This is a genomic window from Cognatundibacterium rivi (assembly GCF_018139565.1).
Classification (GTDB): Bacteria; Pseudomonadota; Gammaproteobacteria; order Burkholderiales; family Burkholderiaceae_D; genus Undibacterium; species Undibacterium rivi.
Genome location: NZ_JAGSPK010000001.1, coordinates 288,537 through 310,307 on the forward strand (window position 1 = coordinate 288,537; position 21,771 = coordinate 310,307).

The following is a 21,771-nucleotide window of genomic DNA, read 5'->3' on the forward strand; positions in this document are numbered from 1 at the left end:
AGGTATAAAACAAAAAAACCGCATGAATCATGCGGTTTTTTTTATGGTGATGCGATTGAGCAGCAAGCCTGCTGCACACCTTGTTTAACCCGGGCTTTGATAGATCACTTTATCGAGTTCCGGCAGACCATACACATCTTCATTACTCAGAAAGTCATCAAACGGGCCGACCTTGCTGACCTGGTTGCCATGTTTGAAGACGATTTGCAAACCATCTTCCTGATTCCAGTCGCAGTCGCATTCGAATAACACATACACCGCGCGGTCACCATTGCTGCGGCGGCACACCAGCGCTTCATGACCAAATTGTATGTGCTGCCAGATCTCTTCCGGATTGGTGATTTCTACGCAGGGCAGACCTTCCGCTTTCGCCAGACGTGCCCAATCGAGATAGTAGTTAAAAACCGGCGTTTCTGCAGCCTTCAGCGCGCTGCTATTGAGCGTGATGAAATTGCTGATCGCGTCAGAAAAATCTTGGGGATGCGGATCGGTTTCATAGCCTTCGATCAGAAATTCACATGGCGTATTGTTGAACGCCGCGATGTTAAACGCGTCGCTGATCAGCCAGTCATTTTCTTCGTCTTTGATCAGTGTGCCGAGTGGAGGGATTTGCATAGGGATTCCATAAAAACAGGCGTGAGGTGCAGCGCCTACAGATGCCGTGGCGCTGATCAGTCCGGGCGACGCATTTTATCAATATATCCACCCGGACGGTGAGCTAATTCGCGCGTGGTTGATGCAGGACAGAGCTGGTCGGCGGCAAGAAAATGCCTGCATTTGCCGGTAGCGGCGTTCACTGAAGACGCGCTGCGTGCGCCTTGAAAGCCGCCAAACCGGGGTTTTACGCCTGAAATATACTCCCACCAGTATATTTTAAAGCCCTTTATTTATGGGGAGATGAAGGTGATTTTCACACATACTCCCCCATTTTTCTGTTTTTAAGGATGTTTCAGGCAGCTTTCAGATAGGCATCGAGCGCGTCGTACCAGATTTTTTTCTGCGCATCTGAGACGAAGGACGCTTCAAAACTATTCCGCGCCAGTTGCACCAGTTCTTCGCGACTCAACTGCAGTGCGTCGGCGGTGGCGATGAAATTGGCGTTCATATAGCCGCCGAAATACGCCGGGTCATCCGAATTGATCGTCACACATAAGCCATCACGCAACATGCGCGCCAGATTGTGTTCGCGCAAATCCTTCACGACGCATAATTTCAGATTCGACAGCGGGCAGACCGTCAGCGGAATGCGGCTGGTTTTTAAACGCTGCATCAGCGCCGGATCTTCTTCCGCCCGTACACCGTGGTCGATGCGTTCGACTTCCAGCACATCCAGCGCGCTGTGGATATACGCTGGCGGGCCTTCTTCACCGGCATGGGCGACCAGCCGGAAACCCATCGCCTGCGCGATTGTGAATACATGGGCGAATTTTTCCGGCGGATTGCCGACTTCGGCGGAATCCAGACCGACGCCGGTCCAGACGTCGGCGTACGCATCGCGCAGCGGCAGGGCGGCTTCCAGTGTAGAGAGCGCGCTTTCCTCGCTCAGATGGCGCAGGAAACACAAAATCATGCTGCCGGAAAAACCGTATGCTGCTTTCGCTTCACGCAAGGCGCGGGCAATACCGGAAAACACCGTTTCTATGGCGATGCCGCGTTCGGTGTGGGTTTGCGGATCGAAAAATAATTCGACGTGGCAGACATGATCGGCGCGGGCGCGCTGTATGTAAGCATGGGTCAGATCGAAGAAATCCTGCTCGGTCTGCAAGACGGCGGCACCGGCGTAATACAGATTCAGAAACGATTGCAGGTCTTCAAAGTCGTAGGCGGCACGTACTTCTTCGACACTGGCATACGGCAGGCTGACACCGTTTTTCCCTGCCAGCTCGAACATCATTTCCGGCTCCAGCGAGCCTTCGATGTGTAAATGGAGTTCGGCTTTCGGCAAGCCGCGGATAAAGTCGTGTAAAGAGTTACTCATGCTGTTTATTCCGCTGTGTGAGTGATGGAGGCGAAGTCCGGCAGTGTAGGTGTCTTCGCCCAGAGTTGCAATAACTGTGCCGCAATCGCAATGGCGATGACTCCGGGTTCTTTGCCAGTGATGCCGTCAATACCGACCGGACAGACCATGGTCGCCAGCCGGGCGGCGTTTATCTGGCGCTCACGCAAACGATGCTCAAAGCGGGCGCGTTTCGTTTGCGAGCCGATCAGACCGAACCAGGCGACATCATTCTTACGCAGGATGTGTTCGCTCAGCAGAAAATCCAGACCGTGGTGGTGGGTCATAACAAGAAAGTAAGCGCCTGCTTCGGCGTGAACGACGACAGCTTCCGGGCAGTCAGTGGCTTCCGTTTGTACCGATAATGGTAAATACGCCGGAAACAAATGGTCGCGCTCATCGACCCAGGTAATGCGGCAAGGGGTTTGCTGTAATACATTGACCAGCGCGCTACCGACATGACCGGCACCGAACAGGTACAGATGCGGTAATTGCGCTTGCTGTTGTTGAAATTCGGCATAGCGCGCCAGCTTTTGTTCGGACGTCCAGCTATCGGTGCGTTCGAGCATGATGCTGACCGCGCCGCCACAACATTGACCAAGACTGGGGCCAAGCGCCAGATCGAGATGGCGGGTGGTGGAATTATGCGCAGCGCTTTCCGCCAGCCACAGACGCGCATGCGCAATGGCTTTCCATTCAAGATGACCGCCGCCTATCGTGTCGTACTGCTGCTGCGCCGTGACCAGCATGCGCGTGCCGGTGCCGCGCGGCGTCGAGCCTTTGGCGGCAGTGACTGTGATCAGGACCGCAGGCGCATTCTCTGGCAGCGCTTGCAGACTTTCCAGCCAGCTTGTATGCGTGTTCATGGGCATGACCAGGTTATTGGGTGGTATTGGGTGGCGCTGAATAGCAAAAACAGCAAAACAGCAAGATAGCAGCTTGCCGGGGTACGGATATACACGGCATCTGATGCCGTGTATAGGCGGGGGGATATTACGGTGGGTCAGTGCAGCAGAACGCTTTGCCGCATATAGCCATCAAATTGACCGAGAAAATCGTCGATTTCTTCTATGCTGGGTTCGCTCGCGATCAGCTCGGTGACGCCGTGCCGGAAATTCAGCGCCTGCGGACCACCGATAAACCATTCGCGACGTACTGCTTTGTCGGTAATTTCATAGCCGCCAAAACGCAGAGCCTCGTGCTCAGCATCTTCACTGTATTCAACGACGCTGTAATTTTCGCTGTTATAAATAAGATTCATTTTGCATCCTTTCTGGCTGGAGAAATGACTTCCTCATATAAACCGGACATGGTGCTGACGGTAGCAAATTTCAAGTAAGCAAAAAACGTGCTGCCTGATAGAGGTTACGGTGCCGCGATGAATAGCTTTAGTTTATTCCGAAAATTTACAGGGCAACAGATTCTTCTGTTGTCAGTAACTGATCGTAGGGTGCTTGTTGTAAAGTCAGCCTGAGATTGTCGAGATGCTCACTACTGGCAACGCCGAGATAAATGTGTTGGGGTCTTTGCCGGAGCGCCCGGTTGAGGCTGACCCGCATGGTCAGATTACCGATACAGCAAAAACAGCCGGGGGCAATTCTTTGTAAATGGAGTTGTTGTGTATCGCTCAGCAGCAGATCGCCTTCAGGCAAACCTTCCAGCAGGACGGCGATGCGGCCGATGCTTTCCGCATGTTTCTGATCGTGGCCGATACAGGCAGCGATCCGTGCTTCCCGCTGGCGATAGCTGCCACCGCTGACGAGCGTCAGCGGCACGGCAGTTTGCAGATTATTCGCCGCGTTTGGCGTATTTGACAGACTCGACACCGAGTTGTTTGAGTTTGCGGTAAAGGTGGGTGCGTTCGAGGCCGGTTTTTTCAGCAACGCGCGTCATGCTGCCGCCTTCGCGATTTAAATGATATTCAAAATAAATCCGTTCAAACGCATCTCTGGCTTCGCGTAAAGGTAAATCAAACGACAGACTGGCGAATTGATTGGCCGGCGCACTCGCTGCGGCCGGTGCAGCATTGAACTGGCGTGATTCAAAGGTGCCGCTGCTTGCCTGTATGCCGCCCTGCGTCAGGCTGGGGTGGTTGTGGTCGCTGCTGATGACGCGCAATGCTGGCGCTGCAGGGCGCACAGGTTCTGGTGTACGGGTCAGCCCTTGTTGCACGGCTTTGAGTAATTTTTGCAGCGCAATGGGTTTTTCCAGAAAGTTTAACGCACCGATACGGGTTGCTTCGACAGCTGTATCGATGGTTGCATGACCCGACATCATGATCACCGGCATGGTCAGCAAACCGTCGCGCTGCCACTCTTTAAGTAAGGTGACGCCATCGGTATCCGGCATCCAGATATCCAATAACACCAGATCGGGTTTTGCTTCCTGTCGGGCCAGTCGTGCCTGCTGCGCGTTTTCCGCGAGTTGCACCACATGTCCCTCATCTCCCAGAATTTCCGAGAGTAATTCCCGGATACCCATTTCATCATCTACGACCAGAATATTTGCCATAAATCTACCCTATTACTGCCCTTGTGGTTTTTGTCTTTCTTATTTCCGCATTACTCTTCCGCATTAATCTTCGTTAATGTCGAATGGAAATCAGCCTGTTCATGCTGTTTTTGAGTCTGGTGCTAACTTTAACAGCAAAATCGCTACTTTTGCACCGTTTGTATCACTACGATTCTGAATATCGATACGACCACCGTGTTCGTCGATGATTTTCTTCACCATGGCAAGTCCTAATCCGGTTCCGCGCGGTTTCGATGTGGCATAAGGTTCGAATGCACGCGCCAGAATTTTGCTGGAAAATCCGGGGCCGTTATCGATAATTGACAGCTTCACTGCGCAGCAGACGTCCTGCGCTTTGCTGCTGTAATGAACGACTTCGGTGGTCACATCGATGCGTGGCGGCACGTCGGACTGCGGATGATCGGCAACGGCATCCTGTGCATTTTGCAACAGGTTATGGATGACCTGGCGCAGTTGCGTTGCGTCGCCCATAATTTTCGGTAAATCCGGTGCCAGATGCAGGCGGATGATATCGCGGTCATCGCCCGCCAGATACAGATGCAGCACTTCATCGATCAGCTCACCGAGATCCAGTTGCGACAAGACGGCTGGCGGTGTTTTCGCATAATCGCGGAAGTCATCGACCATGCGCTTCATCGATGACACCTGATTCACTATCGTCGTTGTGCTCTTATTCAGAATCGCGACATCCGCTTCGTTGAGCTTGTCCTGCAATTTCATTTGCAGACGTTCTGCGGATAATTGTATCGGCGTCAGTGGATTTTTAATTTCGTGTGCCAGCCGTCGCGCCACTTCGCCCCAGGCAATGGAGCGCTGCGCGGAGATGATGTTGCTGATGTCATCAAACACAATGACATAACCGTTGCCTGCGCCGACCGGCAAATGTGAGCCACGGGCGAGCAGCGTAATCGTCTGTTTATCGTCATTTGGCATCGCGCCCGAGGCTGGCTCTGCTGTTTTGACTGCATCAGGACGCGGCACTTCAATTTGTTGTTGCCAGTGTTCCTGTTGCTCTTTACCACCGGCGGCCGATTGTGCGTGCTGTTCTGAAAAGGCTTTGTCGATGGCATTGGCAAATTCATGCATGCCATTGATATCCACCAGCGGCTGGCCGATCTCTGCTTCTAATGGCCGTTGCAATATGCGTTCGACGGATTCGTTGCACGTTACCAGATGACCCGCCTGATCCAATACCATCACGCCTGCCGACATATTGGCCAGCACCGATTCCAGATAGGCTTTGGCATTTTCCAGTTCACTACGGTTTTTTTCGACAGCGGCACGGGCGTCGAATAACTGGCGTGTCATGGTGTTAAACGATTTCGTCAGGCTGCCCAGTTCATCCGTGCTGGTGACGATAGGGCGTGGTGAAAAATCCCCTTCGGTGACGGCTTTCGTTCCTTCCGCCAGCAACAGCAAGGGACGCGCAAGCTCGCCGGAAATCAGGAAGGCACTGGCAATAGCGGCAAAAATAGCCAGTAACAAGGTCAGCGTCAGCGTAAAAATATACATTGTTTTCAGGCTGCCCCGGCCCAGCGAACGCAACTGATATTCGGTCGATGCATTGCGCAGAGCTTCGGCATGCGCTGCCAGATTTGAGGGAACCGGTTGTATCAGCTGCAGAAAATAGGTTTCCCGCTGCAACGACAGCGCCATATCACTTGCCTGCAACTGTATGACCACACGCGAACGCAGGGTTTTATTGTTCTCCGGTGGAAGAATCGGACGTTTTGCGTCGCTCAACCCGGTATTTTTATTCGCCTCGGCGGGGTCCGGCGTATTAATTTTTTCATCGATGGCAGCAAAGATGCGCGAATTACGTGCTTGCCGCAGCATGTCTGACGTTGGCAGCTCCGGCACCAGCCGTCCAAAATTCTGGCTGGCGGTAGCAACCAGTCTGCCGCGGCTGTTAACGATCGTGGCTTCCTGCACCAGCGCCCGTTCGCGCAGGCGCGATAATTTGATAGATAAAGGCGTGTCTGACGGTGTTGATAACTCACTCGCCATTTCACGTGCTTTTGCCTGCAGATCGGCCAGCAGAAAATCGAGTGCTGCCAGACCGAGATTTTTGCCGGAATCCAGAGCAGATTCTACTTTGACGTCAAACCAGGATTCTATTGAGCGCGACACGAAAGTGACGGATACCGCATAGATGACTGAGCCCGGCAGTATGCCGACCAGCGCAAACAGCAATACCAGCCTCGTCATCAGTTTGGAACCGAATTCACGGCTGCGGAAACGGCTGAATAAACGCCATACCAAGGCGGAGATCAGCAGTAATAAAGCGGAGGCGACGACGGCATTGGCACCAAGCAGCCAGCCATAGTAAGGCTCAAAATTGGCGGAATTTTCAGAAGCGGTCGTCAGTAAAAACAGCAGGATACTCATCAGAGCACCGCCGATAATCAAGGCATACCGCAAAAATCTTGTCACTTGTCTTCAGCCTTGAAGGTAAAGCGTTTCCAGTCTGAAGAGAAGCGCCAGTCGCTGTTATTGAGCGAGGTAATCAGGAAGGTCTTGGGCAGATAACTCAGATCGAGCTTCAGTTTGACGGCGACGTTGTAGACTGCACCGGCGGTCAGTGTGCCTTTATCGGCGACGACCCAGCGTCGTGGCCGCAGTACCAGCGCGAGCGCGTCTTCGAGCGTGGCAAAATTCTGTTGCAAGCCCTGATTAATCGTGGCGGTGTATTGCCTTGTCCAGGGGTTGTAGCCGATACGGACAGTTTGCACCGCGCGTATGGTTTTTTCATCAAACCAGTACCAGCGGGGACGGGTCAGCTCGACTTCTGTGGTGAATGAGATCGGAATTTCTTTGGCGATCGCATCGGTCAGCGCATGGCTGAGTTCGAACGAAAAGCTGGCTGCCAGACGGTAGCCTTCATCACTTGCTTCGATTCTGGCTGAGGTAACTTCGGCTTCTGCCGCATGCACCGCCGGGACGATGAGCAACGCCAATAGCGCTAACACAAGTGTCAGCGCTAAGCGGCGTAGGTGATCGTTCAGACGAAGGAGCATGCAATCAGGAAATAAAAATCGTAGCCCCAATGATAACTTGAAGCGTGTGTTTTCCGTTAGCTTTGCCCGGGTTTTTGAAACAAGGCATAGAACAAACCGTCATGTTCGTTGTTTGCATCGGACGGATTGGCCATAGTTGGCAATAATTGACCTGGTGCATCAAGCCGGATGGCGCCATGCCGTGCGACAAAGGCGGCAGCCTGTGCTTCCGATTCGGCTGGCCAGATTGAGCAGGTAACCATCAGCATTTTGCCGCCGGGTGCCAGCATACGCCACAGATTATCGAGAATACGCGACGATAAGGCGGCGAGTTGCGCGGTATCGGTCTTGCGGCGTAACCAGCGGCTATCCGGATGACGGCGTACGACGCCCGACGCGGTGCAGGGGACATCGGCGAGTATCCGGTCAAATGCCTTGTTATCCCACCAGCCAGAACGGCTGGCATCGCCTTCTTTGATGGTCGCTGATAATTTCAACCTGCTCAGATTTTCCTGTATGCGTTTGACGCGCAAAGGATCGATATCCAGCGCCAGCAGATTGACATCGGCGAGTTCCAATACATGGCAGGTTTTACCACCCGGTGCCGCACAGGCATCGAGCACCCGCATCCCGTCTTGTACGTCCAATAGCGGTGCGGCGAGTTGTGCTGCTGCATCCTGCACCGAAACCATGCCGTCTTCGAAGCCTGGAATACTGCTGACTGGCAAAGGCTTGGCCAGACGCACCGCAAACGGCCCAATCTGTGACGCCTCAATTTGCTGTTCCGCCAATAATTGCAAATAGGCGGCGGTGCTGGTGAGACGGCGGTTCACGCGCAAGGTCAGCGGCGGGGCATGGTTGCCGGCCGTTAAGATCGCTTGCCAGTCATCCGGATAGGCTGCTTTGGTCTGGTCTACCCACCACTGCGGATAATTCCAGACCGCCGCCGGTTGCTTCATGACGAGCTTGAGTAATTCTTCTTTTTCACGCAGATAGCGGCGCAACACCGCGTTCACCATGCCTTTGGCAAATACCATGTGAGCATTGGCGCTGGCGGCAGTGACGGCCTGATCAACCACTACAAAATCTTCATACGGCGCGTCTTCACCTTCATTTTTCACCAGCAAAGTCAGGGCGCAGCAGAGCAAGCCGTACAACAGCGCCGGTTCTGGCGCTTTATTTGTCATGGCTTTGAGCAGAGCATCCACCCGTCCGACCTGACGCATCGTCCGGTAAGAAATATCCTGCATCGCGCCACGCGCCTGCGGCAATGCATTGGTTTGTAGAAAAACTTTTGCTAAGGCCTGTGGCAGCGCCATGCCTTCGAGCACATAAGCAACCGCCTGAGCCGCACCGGAAAGGCTGAAAGCCAGTGAATCCGGCTTCAGCTCCAGCAGTGGCGCTGGTGGCTGAGCTTCAGGCGCCGCAGCGACTGTACGAGCAGGTTTGATGGCAGGTTTGCCGAGGATTTTTCTTGGTTGTTCGTGCATATTATTGTTTGGTGAGTAGCAATTTGATTCCCAGACCGACAAATGCTGTTCCGACAAAGCGCTCCAGCCAGAGTTTGTAGCGGGGATTCTGACTTGCGCGGCGCGCTAGTGTACCAGCCAGAAAGGCCGTACCGCTATTCCAGAGCGTACTCATCAGGACGAAGGTGGCGCCGAGCAGCAGAAATGCCGATGTTTTGTGATTCGCATCGGTTGAAACAAATTGCGGAAAAAACGACAGAAAAAACAGCACTACTTTCGGATTGAGAATATTGGTCAGTACCGCTTGCCAGAAAATTTTCTGCAGCGGGCGGCGCTCCGGTTCGGTTGAACGTGCAATCAAGACGGCTGGTTTGCTGAACAACATCCTGACACCAAGGTAAATCAGATAGGCACCGCCTGCCAGCTTAATGATGGTGAAGGCGAGCGCCGAGGTGGCAATGATTGCGGTCAGGCCGAATGCTGATGCGAACGCGTGAAACAGGCAGCCAACCGAGATGCCGAGCGCAGAAATGAGGCCTGCTGTGCGACCCTGAGCGATACTGCGCCCAACGATGTAGGCGGTATCAGGCCCGGGCGTTGCATTGAGCAACATCACTGCCAGACAAAACAAACCAAAATGAATGATGCCAAATTGTTCCATACTTATTTCCCAGGTGATTCAGTTGGCGGCTCAGGTTTCTGTTGTATGGGACATTGCTGTGAGCTGCGTCAGATGTTGTTGCTCCAGCCATGTACGCAGATCGTCAAAGACCGGTGTCGCATCAAGCTCATTAAAAATTTCGTGATAAAAACCGTCGTAATAATGTGCTGTCATTAGCGCTGGGGATAGCGCTTCTTCAAAGCGACGGCTGCCATCGGGATCAACCAGATGATCTTCTTCAGCGACCAGCAGCAGCACAGGAACCACAATATCCCGGACGTGCTGATGGGTAAACGCCATGGCTGCCTGCATGCTGCGCAGCAGACGAGCGCTGATTTTTGGGTGTACCAGCGCATCATTCTGATACGCCTGAACCACTTCGGCATCATGTGACAGATAACGGGTTTTCAGGCCATTCGGCAGCCCTGTCCCAGGAAACAGGGCTAACGCCACTTTGGCCAGTTGTTGCTCAAAACCGGACATACGAATTGCCAGAGCCGGGGATGACAGTATCAGTGCCCTGACCGGTGCCAGATTTCCGGCAACAAAACGGGCGGCGAATAAGCCACCCATGCTGTGTCCCAGCAAAATAGGTGGTGCCGCCAGTTGCTGACTGAAATCCTGAATGATAGTTTGCGCATCTCTCAGTATGGCGTCGTCGTCAGGGACATCTCCGGCATTGCCAGAGGATTTGCCATGACCACGGTGGTCATAAGTGCGGACCGCAAAACCGAGGGCATTAAAAAACCGGGCAATGTGCGCATAACGGCCACAGTGTTCGCCTAATCCGTGCATGAGCAGCACACCTTGCGGTAATGAACCTCCGCTGGTGGTGAGCGGCCAGTCACGCACGAACAGGCGGGCGCCATCCTGCATCGATAAATCAAATTCCCTGGTATTTTCGATATGAGCCGTCATGAATCAGACACCCCACACCACGTCTTTTTGCATTTTTTGTGCAGCCTGCAGCATCTCCAGCACAGGAAATGCCCGTGTGGCGAATGACACCGTTACCGGTTTTTCATGTTCATTTTCGTCGTCGGTTGCATTGTGATGCATGTTGACATCGTGTGCGACTTCAGTAGAAACAGAGTGGATTTTGCTCTCGGCAATGGCCGCTTCGATGCTGGCGATAGCTGCCGGTAATTCAGCGGTCGTGATGATGCCTTGTTCTACATCCTTGTGCAGCAGATCCAGAATACGTCGTGCATGTTCTTTGTACATGACGATTTCTGCGGCTGCTTTTGATTTGAATGTGATCAGCATGAGGGTCTCCTTTTTTGGAGTGTCAGAGAGATGGTATCAGACACGGCGTTCACGTATGGTTTGCTGTTGCTGCGGAAAACTATGCCGGGAAACAATGGCAGAGGATAGTAAATATGGTTGAAGCTATCATAATCGCAATTGCCGTATTTTTGTGATTTGTGGTTTAGTCGGTTTTGAATGAGCTCATGTAAGTATCGATGATGTCCTGTGTCAGTTTTTTTGCCGGACCGATCGCAATCACCTGATATACCCTTGATCCGCGGATGATGAAACGGGCAGCCATTGTGACCACACCGCCATCGGGTAATTTTCCCTGCATTTCAACGATACCGTCGGGGCTGCTGGCCGCTTGTGTGATCTGCCCATGTATGTTTTTCAGCATCCCATCTTTCATCGCTTCTGCAACGATGCCTGCTTTGCCGGGGTCATCCAGTTTGACGCTGCCGACTGCGAAATTAACGCCTGCGGCATCGGCGGCGGTCATCTGCATGTTCAGCGTCAGCCCGGTGAGTTGCATGTCCCGGCTAAAACTGGCCGGCTTTGCCGGCATTAGTACCCGAAATGGAGCATCGCTGCCCCTGACTTCGCGCCAGTCAAACTGCGGACTGCATGCCAGCAGCATCAGTATCGCGGCAGTGCTCAGAATTTTTTTAGTCAACATGGTTCACCAACAGATCGTCGAAATAGGTAGAAATAGGGGAGTATCACTCCTGCTTACTCTGGAATCCGCGTAAAGCAAAGGCGACACCAAGGCAAAGTAATAATACTCCCAGGAGTATCTGCGGAGCAGGAACAGTCTGGCGCAGTATGAATGCATACAACAGCGCCGCCAGAGTTTCAAACACAATCAACTGTCCACTGAGGCTGGTGGCTAATTTCTGACTCGCGCGATTCCATAGCAGTGTACCCAGCCAGGATGCCAGTAATCCCAGTATCAGCATACCGACGATAAATTTACCCGGGTTGCTGCCGAATGGGAAATCATAGACGGGCGTTGGCCGCATCGTCTGCACCAGACCGTAGAGCAGAAAACCACACAAGGCGAGCGGCAAGGTTGCTAATCCCTGTGCGGTTGCCCAGGTGCCGGATTGAATCTGCGGGTTATTTTTCAAATAGCGGCTGTTCATGATTGGATACCAGGTCCATGCAGCGACTGCAATCAACGCCAGGCCAGCCCCTTTCAAGTAATCGCTGATGGAGCGTCGCCCATCAAGATGACGTAATTCTTCGCTGTTGACCAGCATGATGCCGCAAAAAATCAGCAATAGTGGCAGCACGAGTTTTTTCCACGCGATGGATTCAGACGGATGATGCGGCGACCAGTTTGCAAAGACCGCGATCATCACCGGCAAGGTGCCGATCAACATGGTTGGCAGCGGCGCATCGGCAAGCTGAATCGCACTGGCCAGCGCGGCGTAATAAATGATATTGCCGACTGCCGCCAGTTTCAGTGCGCTGTGCCAGTCAGTTTTGCTGAGGCTAAGAATACGGCGGCGGTCAAACCATGCAGGAATAAGAGCAATCAGCCCAAATGCCAGGTAGCGGCCAAATGACAGCACCACGCCGGGATAATCCGGCAATAACAAAGGGGTAATAAAGACCAGACCCCATAATAAACCTGCACCCAGCGCAGCGAGGACGCCGCCTATCATCTTGCCACACTCGTCAACACACTCATCAAATATCCCGCTTATTTACTCAAGCTGACATCATAGTGGGTTTGATATTGTTACAGGACATATCGGCACAAACACAACAAAGTGCATGCTTTTACCGTCGGATACATCTCTATGGTTTTGTGATGACAGTGGGGTATCATAGGAAACGGTAAAACTGCTTCGTCTGTTGCTGACGAAGCTTACGATTTTCTCTTTCTTCATTGGTGCTGCGATGTCGCTTCGTCATTCTGTCCTGTTGGCTTTGTTTCCTTTATTTTTGTTGAGTGCATGCGAACGTCTTGGTATTGCTGACCCGGCGAAAGAAGCGGCACAAAAGGAATCTGATGCGCGTGCGACCGGCAGTGCCTGTCGTCATGCCGGTCGCGCGATTGAAGACTGTTATGCGCTCAATCCTGATGCTGCGCGATCATCTGTGTACGCCGGATGGAAAGAGATGAATGACTATATGCGTGAAAACAAGATAGATAACGTCAAACCAGAAATTGCGTCAAACGCGCCGCCAGTGAAAGATGATGCGAGTGCCTCGGAGTCGGCATCTGCATCTGCTTCGGAATCCGCGTCTGCCAAATCAAAAAAATAGCTTGGCGCCGTATGTCGTTACAAATTCGTTTGATGCGTGAGCAGGATATCGCTGCGGTATTCGAGGTGCAGACGCAGGCCTATGTGAGCGCGATGGTCGAGGCGGAGAGTATTTTTCGTGCACGACTGAGAGCGGCGCCTGTTACCTGTTGGGTTGCAGAGGATGCTGAAGTGGGCGTCTGCGCGTATCTGATGGCTTATCCCTCAAGCCTTGGGAAGATTTCATCTCTGGGCAGTGATTTTGATCCGGCAAGGGATGCCGATAGTCTGTATCTGCATGATCTTGCCGTTGGTACGGCGATGCATGGACGTGGTGTTGGCGTGCAGTTGGTCGAACATGCGCAAGCATACGCGCGCAGTACCGGTTGGACGACACTGCATCTGGTCTCAGTACAAAGTACGAAATCGTTCTGGCAAAAGCAGGGATTTGTTGAAGTGACGGCGTTATCGCCAGAGCAGACATCGGCACTGATGACGTACTCTGGCCCGGCTTATTACTGTATGAAACAGTTATAGACGAATAGAAGAGACGGTTTATTCTTCAGTTTTTTTCTTGGTTTTCTGTTTTTGGTAAATGATTTTTTTGCTGCCACCTTCACAGACCCCGACGACGCGCAACTTGGTTTCTGTGTCTTTTGGTACGACTTTGAGAGAGTAATCACTGACCCCTTTGCCTTCTAACTTGGCATTGATTTTGTCCATGATCGCTTCGCATGGCGTGACTGCCGCCCAGCTCGATGCGCTGCATAGCAGTAAGCCTGATACCAGACTTTTAGTAAAAATAGGATTCCTCATTTTGTCTTCTCCTTTTCCATGGATGATTTGCTGTTATAAGAACTCATTTCATCAATAGGGGTGAGATACGTTTGCTTCATAACGCAGTCCGGCACGCGTTATGAGGCAAACCCTCCGGGAGCGGGCGATTCAGGCGCATTGCTATGTTGCGCCGCTTGCTAAGGCGCCAGCCTTGGCTGCACGTCACGCCTTGCACTACATCCCGAATCACCTTGCTCGCACTCATCCCTATTGCTGAAATGAGTTCTGGTTAAAAGCTGGTGATAAAACCGTACCATTTCCAGATAGTTTTTAACAGAGATGCGTTCATTTGTTCCATGAAAACGTGGTAAATCCTCACTAGTTGCCCTGACCGGTGAAAATTTAAATATATTCGGACTCAGTTTTTCAAAATGTCTTGAGTCGGTTGCGCCCAGCATTAAGCCTGGCGCAACGATGGTATTGGCGAAAACTTCACGTATGGTCTTGTGCAGCATCCGGTATGCGTCAGAGTCCACTGGTGACACTCTGGATGGTTCAGAGTTACCGTTGAGAGAGTTGATTCGGATCGCATCATTGCCAATCGTGGTTTTGATGTGTTCCATCACGCTGGCCTGCGTATCGCCCGGTAATGTACGGAAATTCACGGTTGCCTGAATTTGTCCGGGCAGGACATTATCTTTATTCCCCGCATGTACCATCGTCAGTGCGGTAGTTGTTCTCAGCGTTGCGTTCGTGCTGGCGCTTTTTTCAAGTTCATGTTGTACCAGCGGTGCGAATAACCACAAATTCGATAACAAGATGCGGTTCAGGCCGTGCATTTCAGGCGCGATGGTTTCAAACATATCGAGCGCAACACCGCGGATATTAGCGGGCAACTGATGTTGTTCGAGTTTGCTCAGCGCGTTGCTCATCATCCCTATCGCTGTTTTTTGTGGCGGCATAGACGAATGACCCGGCGTTGTATCCAGGCTCAACTGCATGCTGGCATAACCTTTTTCGGCAACGCCTATCAATGCGGCAGACTGATCCAGACCTTTTAAGATGCCTTCAGTGACCAGCATTCCTTCATCCAGTATGAATTCGAAGCGGATATTGCGGTTTTCCAGTAACGCGGCAATCGCTTTTGCACCGTGCAGGCCGCCGACTTCTTCATCATGACCAAAGGCCAGATAAATTGTCTGACGGGGCTGAAAGCCAGCGCCCAGCGCCGTTTCTATCGCTTCCATGATGGCAAACAAATTGCCTTTATCGTCCCACGCACCACGTCCCCAGATGTAGCCATCTTTTACTACGCCGGCAAATGGCGGTTCTTGCCACAAGTGCTCAGTGCCGGGTGCCACCGGTACGACATCCTGATGCGCCATCAGCAAGATCGGCCTGGCATTTGCATCCGTACCTTGCCAACGATACAGCAGACTATGTTCTGCGACATTTTCGCGTTGTAATTTTGAGTGAACCAAAGGAAAGGACTTTTCCAGTAAGGCGTGTAACGCGTTAAACGCTGCTGATTGCGTTTGCATTTTGTCGGCACTTGCTATCGTTGGCAGACGCAAGGCGCTTGCCAGGCGTTGAGCGGCGGCCTGCTCGTCAAGCTTGATGATGGCTGCTGGTTGTACAGGTATTTGTCTGGAAGACTGACGCAGCGTATTTGCTCCAATGACCAGAACGACTCCCAGCAAGACAATGATGAGGAATAAAAAAATCCGCTTGATCATGGTACTTTCTCATTGAATAGGATAAATTGCCAATTTAGACAGCCTATCATTTCACAAATTTCAGATTCCAGGTGAGTTACGCAAAGGATGGATGAACGTTTTTGTTTTGATGCGAGCATGACGACCCTGAATTTACCCGGGCTGAGATTCGATTTTTGATTAAGACTGATTTCCAACATGATACAAACGGGACTACACACCAGTCGTATTGCTAAAACATTTGCAATCAGTCTGGTGGTGGCAATTGTGCTTGCGGCCGGGGTATTTGTCTGGACGCTGCGTTTGCAAGAAATACATAAGTGGGAAAAGCAGACGGAAACCTTCAGCGTTGTGCTGGCAGAAAACACCAGTCAGCAGATGGATTTTGCTTACACTGCCCTGGGTAATATCGCTGAACGCATACAAGACCGTTGGAGTATCAGCGCAGAATACCTGTCATCCAAACTTGGTACCTACGATTTCCATCAGTTTCTGAAAGAAAAGGTCGCCCTGTTTCCGGCAATCGAGGTCATATCTATTCTCGACGTAGATGGGAATGTCATCAGTACCTCCAGGAATTTCCCGTCACCCGCCTATAACCTTGCTGATCGCGACTATTTTCAGGTGCAGCGCGATCATCCTACGCAGGGAATTTATCTCAGTAATCCTGTGCGCAGCAAAACAACCGGCGACTGGATATTTTTTCTCAGCCATCGTCTGACTGGCAGTGACGGCGAGTTTATTGGCGTTGCCATCATCGGCATCTCACCGAAGTTTTACACCAAATTTTATGAAAAACTGAACGTTGATGGCCATGTCTCCATTTCACTGCTGAGAGACGATTTTACTTACCTCGCCCGCTGGCCGGACACTGACGCGGTCATGGGAACGAAGCATGCTGCTGCCAGCATTCATCATCGCAGTATCGATGCAGATGATAAAAAATCGCTTGTGATCACCCCCGATACTTCCGCTTTTGAATACGGTAAGTCCAGCATAACGGCTATCCAATATCTCGAGAAATATCCATTGATTGTTTATTTTTCTGTGGATGAAAATCTGTATTTATCTGACTGGCATGCGATCAGCCTGGCGGTTGCAATAGTGGCCGTTGCTGCCATTGCTGCCGTGATCGCTGCATTTCGCGTATTGATACAGTTATTCATACAAAAAGAAAGTGATATGCAGGTGATGACGGAGCTGAAACGTGAGGCTGATGTCATTAACCGAAACCAGACCAGACTGTTGCAAAATCTGACGGAACAGCAAAAAGCACTAAAGGAATCATCCGATCGTTTGCAGGCGATTTTCCAGAATGCTGCTGATGGTATTGTGATGACGGATGATGCCGGCATTGTCGAAGCGATTAACCCTGCTGCTGTTGCTATCTATGGCTACTCATCAGAGGAAGTAGTGGGCAAGGCAAATCATTTGTTCTCGCCTGATGGCAAGCTCGATATGCTGGAAATCGCGATCAATAACGACGATTTTCAGCAAACAAGGCGTTTGCGTATAGAAACGGAACGCTTACGCAGAGATGGCAGCTTGTTTCCGGCGGAATTGTCGATCAGTGAATATAGTCTGGCAGGAAAACGTAAGCTGATCACCATCGTGCGGGATATCTCTGAACGTCGCAAAATAGACCGGATGAAGAATGAATTCATTTCTACGGTCAGCCATGAATTACGCACGCCTTTGACCGCAATTCGCGGCGCTCTTGGCTTACTCGTCGGAGGGGCGGCAGGAGGAATACCGGAAAAATTGCAGCCTTTAATTTTGATGGCACATAAAAACAGTGAAAGCCTGACGCGCCTGATCAATGATTTACTGGACATCCAAAAAATTGAGGCGGGGAAAATGGATTTCGCATTTGAACGCCTGAATTTACTCAGCTTGCTCGAACTTGCTGTGCAACAAAATCAAAGCATTGCAGAGGGACTCGGTATCCGTTTAGAAATTGATGTGGATTTGCCAAAGATACGGCCCATTGAAATTAATGTTGATCAGGGACGTTTCCAGCAGGTACTCGCCAATCTGATTTCTAATGCCTGCAAGTATTCACCGGAGGGTGGTGTTGTGCGTGTCATTGCTTTAGTTGTCAGCGCATGTACGGTACGTGTTTTGGTCACTGACCAGGGCGGCGGTGTACCAGAAAACTTCAGAGACAGGATCTTTAAGAAATTTTCTCAGGCTGATTCGTCTGATACGAGAGCCAAAGGCGGAACCGGTCTGGGATTGGCAATTTCCAAGGTGATTATTCAGCAAATGCACGGTGAAATCGGTTTTTATAACTTGCTCCCTGAGCAGGGCGGCGGCGCGCATTTTTACATTGATTTACCGATTGTGGCGGCGTCGCAATCGCTTATATCAAACCTAAGTCCTGTCCTTTGACTCCGTTGAAAACGGTGTCGAGTTGCCGGGGATTGAGTCCATATATACGACTGAACAGTCCGCCAAGTACGGCACGATATTCATTCAATACCGGATAGTCGCGATTTTGAAATAATTGGCCGGGTGTCAGTGCTACCTGTTCGCCGTAAATCTGACCACCGCGTATGCCTCCACCGAGTACCCAATAGACGCTGCCATGCCCGTGGTCAGTGCCACGTTTTCCATTTTCACGGAATGTACGTCCGAATTCACTGATTACAACAACAGTCGTGTTACGCCACTGGTCGCCCATGGCATTTTTGTAGGCGAGCAGACCGCGTCCGAGTTCCTCGAACTTATTTGCCAGCACGCCTGTTTCAGCGCCCTGATTCACGTGCGTATCCCAGCCACCGACATCAATGAATCCGAGTGCATATTTTTCCCGCATCATTCTGGCAATGCGCTGCGCTTCCAGCTCAAATCCTTTGGTGCTGATCGCATTGCGGTTGGCGGCGTTCATTTCTTCCTGCATTTCTTTCACCACTTCCTGGCGAACAGCAAAGCCTTCATTGACTTGCTGCGCCAGTGCAGTCTTGCGATACATTTGTTCTATCAATTGATTCTGATGTTCGTTCAGACCGGATTTTGCAATGCTTTTTAACGCGGTGTTTCCGACTTGTACATTGCCTTGCAGAATAAGTGGCAGTTGGTCGGTGAACGCCATAGCTGGTGCCGATTTTCCGTCGTTTTTCCCGCCATTGATGACGGCTGCCAGACGGTTTAAAAAGCCTGAATGAAAATTCCGGGTGGTATTGAGCGCTTGCCCGAGTTCTATGCTGTCCTGCGTTTCAAAATGACTGCGCGATAGATCGTCAATACCGGCAAAAGGAATAAAGGCGATTTCCTTATTCTGATACATAGGGTAGAGCGTGTCGCGCAATGCGGGATGTAAGCCCCAATCGGCATTCAATGCGATAGCACTGCCGGGTTCGTTGCCGGGACGCCTGATCGCAATAGTCGGACGGGATTCATAATAAAAATCGCTGGCCGTCGGCACCAGAAAATTGCTGGCATCGTAAGCGCCGCGTAAAAATACCAGCAACAGACGGTTTTGCGTGGCCGGTGCCGCAAGTAGCTGACTACTGTAAGTAACACCCGGCAACGCAGCCATACTGGCCAGGCACTGCAATAATTGGCGACGGTTCATATTGATTTTCATCCGGTGTGTTTGTTCATCATTCGGTCAGTTATCGATGGCGGTACCCGTTTGTAATTGCTATCGGCGCATCATTTCCGGCGAGGCGAGAAATAAGGTACTCCACTCTCCGGGTGTAGCTGCCTGCTGCAATGTCTGTTGTGTGTCCGTGCTGAATGTCTGTACCCAGTTTTTGACATACAACGAACTTGCAATGGCCGGCGTACGCGGTTTTTCTGCTGAAACCTGCTGATCTGTTTTGAAGAGTGCAGGTGTGCCATAGGCGATATTGCGGGCAACATCAAAGCGAACAGTCATTTGTCCCGGGCTCGCCCAGGCACTTTCTGTCATGGCGTATCCGTCCGGCGTCTGCCGGCCGTTGAGTGGCTGACCCATCATGTTGAGCCAACTGATAATCGGAGCTGCGTTGACAATGCAACTCCCGTCGTACGCAAGCCGCAAAGAGGAAACCGCGTAGTGCACGGGATCTTTGAGCTTGTGTCCTAAAGAAGCAATAAATTCCTGTGAGTCAAACATTGTGCGCAAGGTGACTGGAATATCACCATCGCTTTGCAGAAAGCTGTTGGCCATCGCTTGTATCAGCGTTTCTGATGGCGTGTCAGAGACAAAATACGTTGCCAGTTTCCGGCTGATAAAGCGCGCCGTCGCTGGTTGCCGGCTCAGCAGTGTCAGTGTCTCCTCAACCTCATTGATACCGCGCCCTTTGATGTTGTTACCTAATATCTGCTTGTTGCCAAAGTCGTGTCGCTGCGGATTGAATTCAAACAAACCTTTGCGCAGATAAAATTTACTTAATTCAGTCTTCATTCGAGGTGTGTCTGTACCCAGATTGATACCGACGCCAGTAAGAACCCGCGCCAGTTCTTGTACATCTTTCTGGGTATAGCCACTATTGACGCCCATCGTGTGCAATTCCATTAATTCACGGGCATAGTTTTCGTTAATGCGACCATTCGCATTATGTTCGTTATCAAGATAGCGCAGCATCGCTGGGTGATATACGGTGGCTTTGAGCAATTCGCGGAAATTACCTAAGGCATGCGGACGTATCGCATGCTCCTCAAAATCACCGACCATGGCCCTCAGATTATGTTTGCCTGCATGAATATTGAAATGATTCATCCAAAACCAGGTCATTTGTTCCTGCAACTGATTCGGCGAATAGATATCGCGCAAGAGCGAGCGTGTTGCCGCTTCTTTGGCCAGACGGTTTAGCTCTTGCTGATACTCTTTCCGCAGGCTGTCGTCAGTGCCTTTTTGCTGGTCGGCGACGATGCGTTTGTGTTCCAGTTCCCTGACGATATTTTCTACAGGTTGCTGTGAAATCGTCATCGCACCGATTTGTGCCTGTACGGTTGGTGGCACGACGCTGGCCCGTCCGCGCAGCTGCTGATCAAGGAATTTGTCCATGCCAACCGCTTGCAATTGTTGATAAGCAGAGAAGTTGCTACCCCAGGTCAGCCGATTGAGCAGCAGCTCTGGCTGGACGTTCGCTTTTGCAAAAGTATTGCTGCTGGGGGGAAGAAATCTGGATGGTCCTGCATCCGTCACCCGGTTTGGCGCGGGTGACGTCGTGCATCCTGACATGGTAAAAATAAGGATGAAAACCGGGCTTAAAGCCAGCAGACGCTGCAAAGGTGAGTCGCTCAACATGGAAGTCACTTCTCCGGGCACTATTGATGACCATCAGCATACAACGTATTGTCCGGTGATTGGATGACCTGTAAGTGACGAAATGCAACCGAGTGTGAGCGTTACCTCAGAAAAAGTAACAGATCAGATGATATCGCCGCTCTCGTCTGACAGACTTTCCAGTGGCGAGCTGTCGGCCTGATCCTGCTCAAAATAGCCGGGGAGCAGCCCGCCGTCAGCATGGGTAAGATTGGTCGCTGAGGCGTTATCTGTCATTGCCTGATGCGAATTGCCGTTCATCAGATGGCTGATGCCCTGAAACAAAAAGGCGCCGGCAGCCACACTGGCGGCTGTTGCGGCAACGGTTCCAAGCATGCTGCCACCCGTATTACCGAAAAAACTGCTTGCTGGCGCTGTCGCAACGGCAGTTGGCTGGCTGACTGGCACGGCTGCCATTGCCGGATAGGCTGCTAACGGGGCGCCAGTGACTGAGGTGCTGGTACTAGATGGAATATTTAACGGACGACTGCTGGCGCTGTTGCCCCAGTTACTTGCGGCAGGATCGAGGAATTGTGTTGGTGTCGTCCGATTTTGTGCAGCATTGAGTGCCTGTTGCTCATGCAAATCTGCCTGCAGGCTGGCAATCTGGCTGTTTGCATTTGCCAGTGCCTGTTCTAGCAATAATGCCCGTTGTACTAATAAGTAGCTTGCATCCGGTTGCTTGCTGACTGCCTCGCTGATCACGCTGGCGGCTTGTGGGTCTTTGGCAACGCCTTGAACCTGAACCAGTTGGGCGAGAAAATTCTGTAAAACCTGCATTTCTTGTGGTGACATATTTTTCTCCTGAAATAAGCGCTAGGCATACTATCTGGTCATGCCACGGCTTTTTTCAATGCAGGTCTCT

General features: G+C 51.6%; 22 protein-coding genes. 3 read left to right on the forward strand and 19 right to left on the reverse strand.

Annotation, left to right across the window (positions count from 1 at the left end):
* Positions 1-84: 84 nt before the first annotated feature.
* The 14 genes from KDM87_RS01245 to KDM87_RS01310 all read right to left on the reverse strand — a co-directional run bounded on the left by KDM87_RS01245 (position 85) and on the right by KDM87_RS01310 (position 12,572).
* Complete coding sequence (locus KDM87_RS01245) at positions 85-615, reverse strand: DUF6985 domain-containing protein (RefSeq protein ID WP_212677415.1); 531 nt, start codon at positions 613-615, stop codon at positions 85-87.
* A 334-nt stretch (positions 616-949) separates the two neighbouring features.
* Positions 950-1,978, reverse strand: coding sequence for an adenosine deaminase (locus KDM87_RS01250; RefSeq protein ID WP_212677416.1), 1,029 nt, complete (start codon positions 1,976-1,978; stop codon positions 950-952).
* 5 nt (positions 1,979-1,983) lie between these two features.
* A complete protein-coding gene (gene xdhC, locus KDM87_RS01255) occupies positions 1,984-2,862 on the reverse strand; it encodes a xanthine dehydrogenase accessory protein XdhC (protein ID WP_212677417.1) in 879 nt (292 codons plus the stop codon).
* Between the two features lie 137 nt (positions 2,863-2,999).
* Positions 3,000-3,257, reverse strand: a complete 258-nt coding sequence (locus tag KDM87_RS01260) for a BTH_I0359 family protein (protein ID WP_186883964.1) — start codon at positions 3,255-3,257, stop codon at positions 3,000-3,002.
* Between the two features lie 145 nt (positions 3,258-3,402).
* On the reverse strand, positions 3,403-3,822 hold the full coding sequence (locus tag KDM87_RS01265) for a GTPase (protein WP_329604876.1): 420 nt from the start codon (positions 3,820-3,822) through the stop codon (positions 3,403-3,405).
* Positions 3,785-4,507, reverse strand: a complete 723-nt coding sequence (locus tag KDM87_RS01270) for a response regulator (protein ID WP_212677418.1) — start codon at positions 4,505-4,507, stop codon at positions 3,785-3,787. The genes KDM87_RS01265 and KDM87_RS01270 overlap by 38 nt, the downstream gene beginning before the upstream one ends.
* Positions 4,508-4,606: 99 nt before the next feature.
* Entirely contained in the window at positions 4,607-6,961 is a 2,355-nt protein-coding gene (locus tag KDM87_RS01275; protein WP_212677419.1) for a sensor histidine kinase, read from the reverse strand.
* Positions 6,958-7,545 (reverse strand): DUF4390 domain-containing protein, encoded by a 588-nt coding sequence (locus KDM87_RS01280; RefSeq protein ID WP_212677420.1) that lies wholly within the window; start codon positions 7,543-7,545, stop codon positions 6,958-6,960. Before KDM87_RS01280 ends, KDM87_RS01275 begins: the two co-directional genes overlap by 4 nt.
* A gap of 56 nt (positions 7,546-7,601) precedes the next feature.
* Entirely contained in the window at positions 7,602-9,014 is a 1,413-nt protein-coding gene (gene rsmB / locus KDM87_RS01285) for a 16S rRNA (cytosine(967)-C(5))-methyltransferase RsmB (RefSeq protein ID WP_212677421.1), read from the reverse strand.
* A 1-nt stretch (position 9,015) separates the two neighbouring features.
* Positions 9,016-9,654 (reverse strand): LysE family translocator, encoded by a 639-nt coding sequence (locus tag KDM87_RS01290; protein WP_212677422.1) that lies wholly within the window; start codon positions 9,652-9,654, stop codon positions 9,016-9,018.
* A 30-nt stretch (positions 9,655-9,684) separates the two neighbouring features.
* Positions 9,685-10,572 carry an alpha/beta hydrolase gene (locus KDM87_RS01295; protein ID WP_212677423.1) on the reverse strand — a complete coding sequence of 296 codons (888 nt, stop codon included), beginning with the start codon at positions 10,570-10,572 and terminating at the stop codon, positions 9,685-9,687.
* A gap of 3 nt (positions 10,573-10,575) precedes the next feature.
* Complete coding sequence (locus KDM87_RS01300) at positions 10,576-10,920, reverse strand: DUF1840 domain-containing protein (protein ID WP_212677424.1); 345 nt, start codon at positions 10,918-10,920, stop codon at positions 10,576-10,578.
* Between the two features lie 163 nt (positions 10,921-11,083).
* Positions 11,084-11,581 carry a hypothetical protein gene (locus tag KDM87_RS01305; protein ID WP_212677425.1) on the reverse strand — a complete coding sequence of 166 codons (498 nt, stop codon included), beginning with the start codon at positions 11,579-11,581 and terminating at the stop codon, positions 11,084-11,086.
* 43 nt (positions 11,582-11,624) lie between these two features.
* Complete coding sequence (locus tag KDM87_RS01310) at positions 11,625-12,572, reverse strand: DMT family transporter (protein ID WP_212677426.1); 948 nt, start codon at positions 12,570-12,572, stop codon at positions 11,625-11,627.
* Between the two features lie 238 nt (positions 12,573-12,810).
* Here KDM87_RS01310 and KDM87_RS01315 point away from each other — a divergent pair, with 238 nt between their 5' ends.
* Both KDM87_RS01315 and KDM87_RS01320 read left to right on the forward strand, forming a co-directional pair.
* The gene (locus tag KDM87_RS01315) at positions 12,811-13,179 is read left to right on the forward strand and encodes a hypothetical protein (RefSeq protein ID WP_212677427.1); all 369 of its coding nucleotides are present in this window, start codon (positions 12,811-12,813) and stop codon (positions 13,177-13,179) included.
* Positions 13,180-13,190: 11 nt separating this feature from the next.
* Positions 13,191-13,694: a GNAT family N-acetyltransferase gene (locus KDM87_RS01320; RefSeq protein WP_212677428.1), complete on the forward strand. Its 504-nt coding sequence runs from the start codon at positions 13,191-13,193 to the stop codon at positions 13,692-13,694.
* 18 nt (positions 13,695-13,712) lie between these two features.
* On the opposite strand, the gene KDM87_RS01325 is transcribed toward KDM87_RS01320, so the two are convergent.
* The gene (locus KDM87_RS01325) at positions 13,713-13,973 is read right to left on the reverse strand and encodes a DUF1161 domain-containing protein (RefSeq protein ID WP_212677429.1); all 261 of its coding nucleotides are present in this window, start codon (positions 13,971-13,973) and stop codon (positions 13,713-13,715) included.
* 158 nt (positions 13,974-14,131) lie between these two features.
* Positions 14,132-15,670, reverse strand: coding sequence for a M20 family peptidase (locus KDM87_RS01330; RefSeq protein ID WP_212677430.1), 1,539 nt, complete (start codon positions 15,668-15,670; stop codon positions 14,132-14,134).
* Positions 15,671-15,847: 177 nt separating this feature from the next.
* On the opposite strand from KDM87_RS01330, the gene KDM87_RS01335 reads away from it, so the two are divergent.
* Positions 15,848-18,040, forward strand: a complete 2,193-nt coding sequence (locus tag KDM87_RS01335) for an ATP-binding protein (RefSeq protein ID WP_212677431.1) — start codon at positions 15,848-15,850, stop codon at positions 18,038-18,040.
* Here the strand turns inward: KDM87_RS01335 and KDM87_RS01340 are convergent.
* From KDM87_RS01340 to KDM87_RS01350, 3 genes are all read right to left on the reverse strand, one after another.
* Complete coding sequence (locus tag KDM87_RS01340) at positions 18,012-19,226, reverse strand: DUF1501 domain-containing protein (RefSeq protein ID WP_212677432.1); 1,215 nt, start codon at positions 19,224-19,226, stop codon at positions 18,012-18,014. The genes KDM87_RS01335 and KDM87_RS01340 overlap by 29 nt on opposite strands.
* A gap of 69 nt (positions 19,227-19,295) precedes the next feature.
* Complete coding sequence (locus KDM87_RS01345; RefSeq protein ID WP_212677433.1) at positions 19,296-20,888, reverse strand: DUF1800 domain-containing protein; 1,593 nt, start codon at positions 20,886-20,888, stop codon at positions 19,296-19,298.
* A gap of 123 nt (positions 20,889-21,011) precedes the next feature.
* Entirely contained in the window at positions 21,012-21,701 is a 690-nt protein-coding gene (locus KDM87_RS01350) for a DUF2076 domain-containing protein (protein ID WP_212677434.1), read from the reverse strand.
* Between the last annotated feature and the right edge of the window lie 70 nt (positions 21,702-21,771).

What these genes read in the sequence shown, in the direction of transcription:
- KDM87_RS01345 (WP_212677433.1), bottom strand. Translation starts at nt 20,888, where the DNA reads ATGTTGAGCGACTCACCTTTGCAGCGTCTGCTGGCTTTAAGCCCGGTT.
- KDM87_RS01280 (WP_212677420.1), bottom strand. Translation starts at nt 7,545, where the DNA reads ATGCTCCTTCGTCTGAACGATCACCTACGCCGCTTAGCGCTGACACTT.
- KDM87_RS01330 (WP_212677430.1), bottom strand. Translation starts at nt 15,670, where the DNA reads ATGATCAAGCGGATTTTTTTATTCCTCATCATTGTCTTGCTGGGAGTC.
- KDM87_RS01250 (WP_212677416.1), bottom strand. Translation starts at nt 1,978, where the DNA reads ATGAGTAACTCTTTACACGACTTTATCCGCGGCTTGCCGAAAGCCGAA.
- rsmB (WP_212677421.1), bottom strand. Translation starts at nt 9,014, where the DNA reads ATGCACGAACAACCAAGAAAAATCCTCGGCAAACCTGCCATCAAACCT.
- KDM87_RS01335 (WP_212677431.1), top strand. Translation starts at nt 15,848, where the DNA reads ATGATACAAACGGGACTACACACCAGTCGTATTGCTAAAACATTTGCA.
- KDM87_RS01320 (WP_212677428.1), top strand. Translation starts at nt 13,191, where the DNA reads ATGTCGTTACAAATTCGTTTGATGCGTGAGCAGGATATCGCTGCGGTA.
- KDM87_RS01305 (WP_212677425.1), bottom strand. Translation starts at nt 11,581, where the DNA reads ATGTTGACTAAAAAAATTCTGAGCACTGCCGCGATACTGATGCTGCTG.
- KDM87_RS01300 (WP_212677424.1), bottom strand. Translation starts at nt 10,920, where the DNA reads ATGCTGATCACATTCAAATCAAAAGCAGCCGCAGAAATCGTCATGTAC.
- KDM87_RS01270 (WP_212677418.1), bottom strand. Translation starts at nt 4,507, where the DNA reads ATGGCAAATATTCTGGTCGTAGATGATGAAATGGGTATCCGGGAATTA.
- KDM87_RS01340 (WP_212677432.1), bottom strand. Translation starts at nt 19,226, where the DNA reads ATGAACCGTCGCCAATTATTGCAGTGCCTGGCCAGTATGGCTGCGTTG.
- xdhC (WP_212677417.1), bottom strand. Translation starts at nt 2,862, where the DNA reads ATGAACACGCATACAAGCTGGCTGGAAAGTCTGCAAGCGCTGCCAGAG.
- KDM87_RS01245 (WP_212677415.1), bottom strand. Translation starts at nt 615, where the DNA reads ATGCAAATCCCTCCACTCGGCACACTGATCAAAGACGAAGAAAATGAC.
- KDM87_RS01350 (WP_212677434.1), bottom strand. Translation starts at nt 21,701, where the DNA reads ATGTCACCACAAGAAATGCAGGTTTTACAGAATTTTCTCGCCCAACTG.
- KDM87_RS01290 (WP_212677422.1), bottom strand. Translation starts at nt 9,654, where the DNA reads ATGGAACAATTTGGCATCATTCATTTTGGTTTGTTTTGTCTGGCAGTG.
- KDM87_RS01310 (WP_212677426.1), bottom strand. Translation starts at nt 12,572, where the DNA reads ATGATAGGCGGCGTCCTCGCTGCGCTGGGTGCAGGTTTATTATGGGGT.
- KDM87_RS01325 (WP_212677429.1), bottom strand. Translation starts at nt 13,973, where the DNA reads ATGAGGAATCCTATTTTTACTAAAAGTCTGGTATCAGGCTTACTGCTA.
- KDM87_RS01315 (WP_212677427.1), top strand. Translation starts at nt 12,811, where the DNA reads ATGTCGCTTCGTCATTCTGTCCTGTTGGCTTTGTTTCCTTTATTTTTG.
- KDM87_RS01260 (WP_186883964.1), bottom strand. Translation starts at nt 3,257, where the DNA reads ATGAATCTTATTTATAACAGCGAAAATTACAGCGTCGTTGAATACAGT.
- KDM87_RS01295 (WP_212677423.1), bottom strand. Translation starts at nt 10,572, where the DNA reads ATGACGGCTCATATCGAAAATACCAGGGAATTTGATTTATCGATGCAG.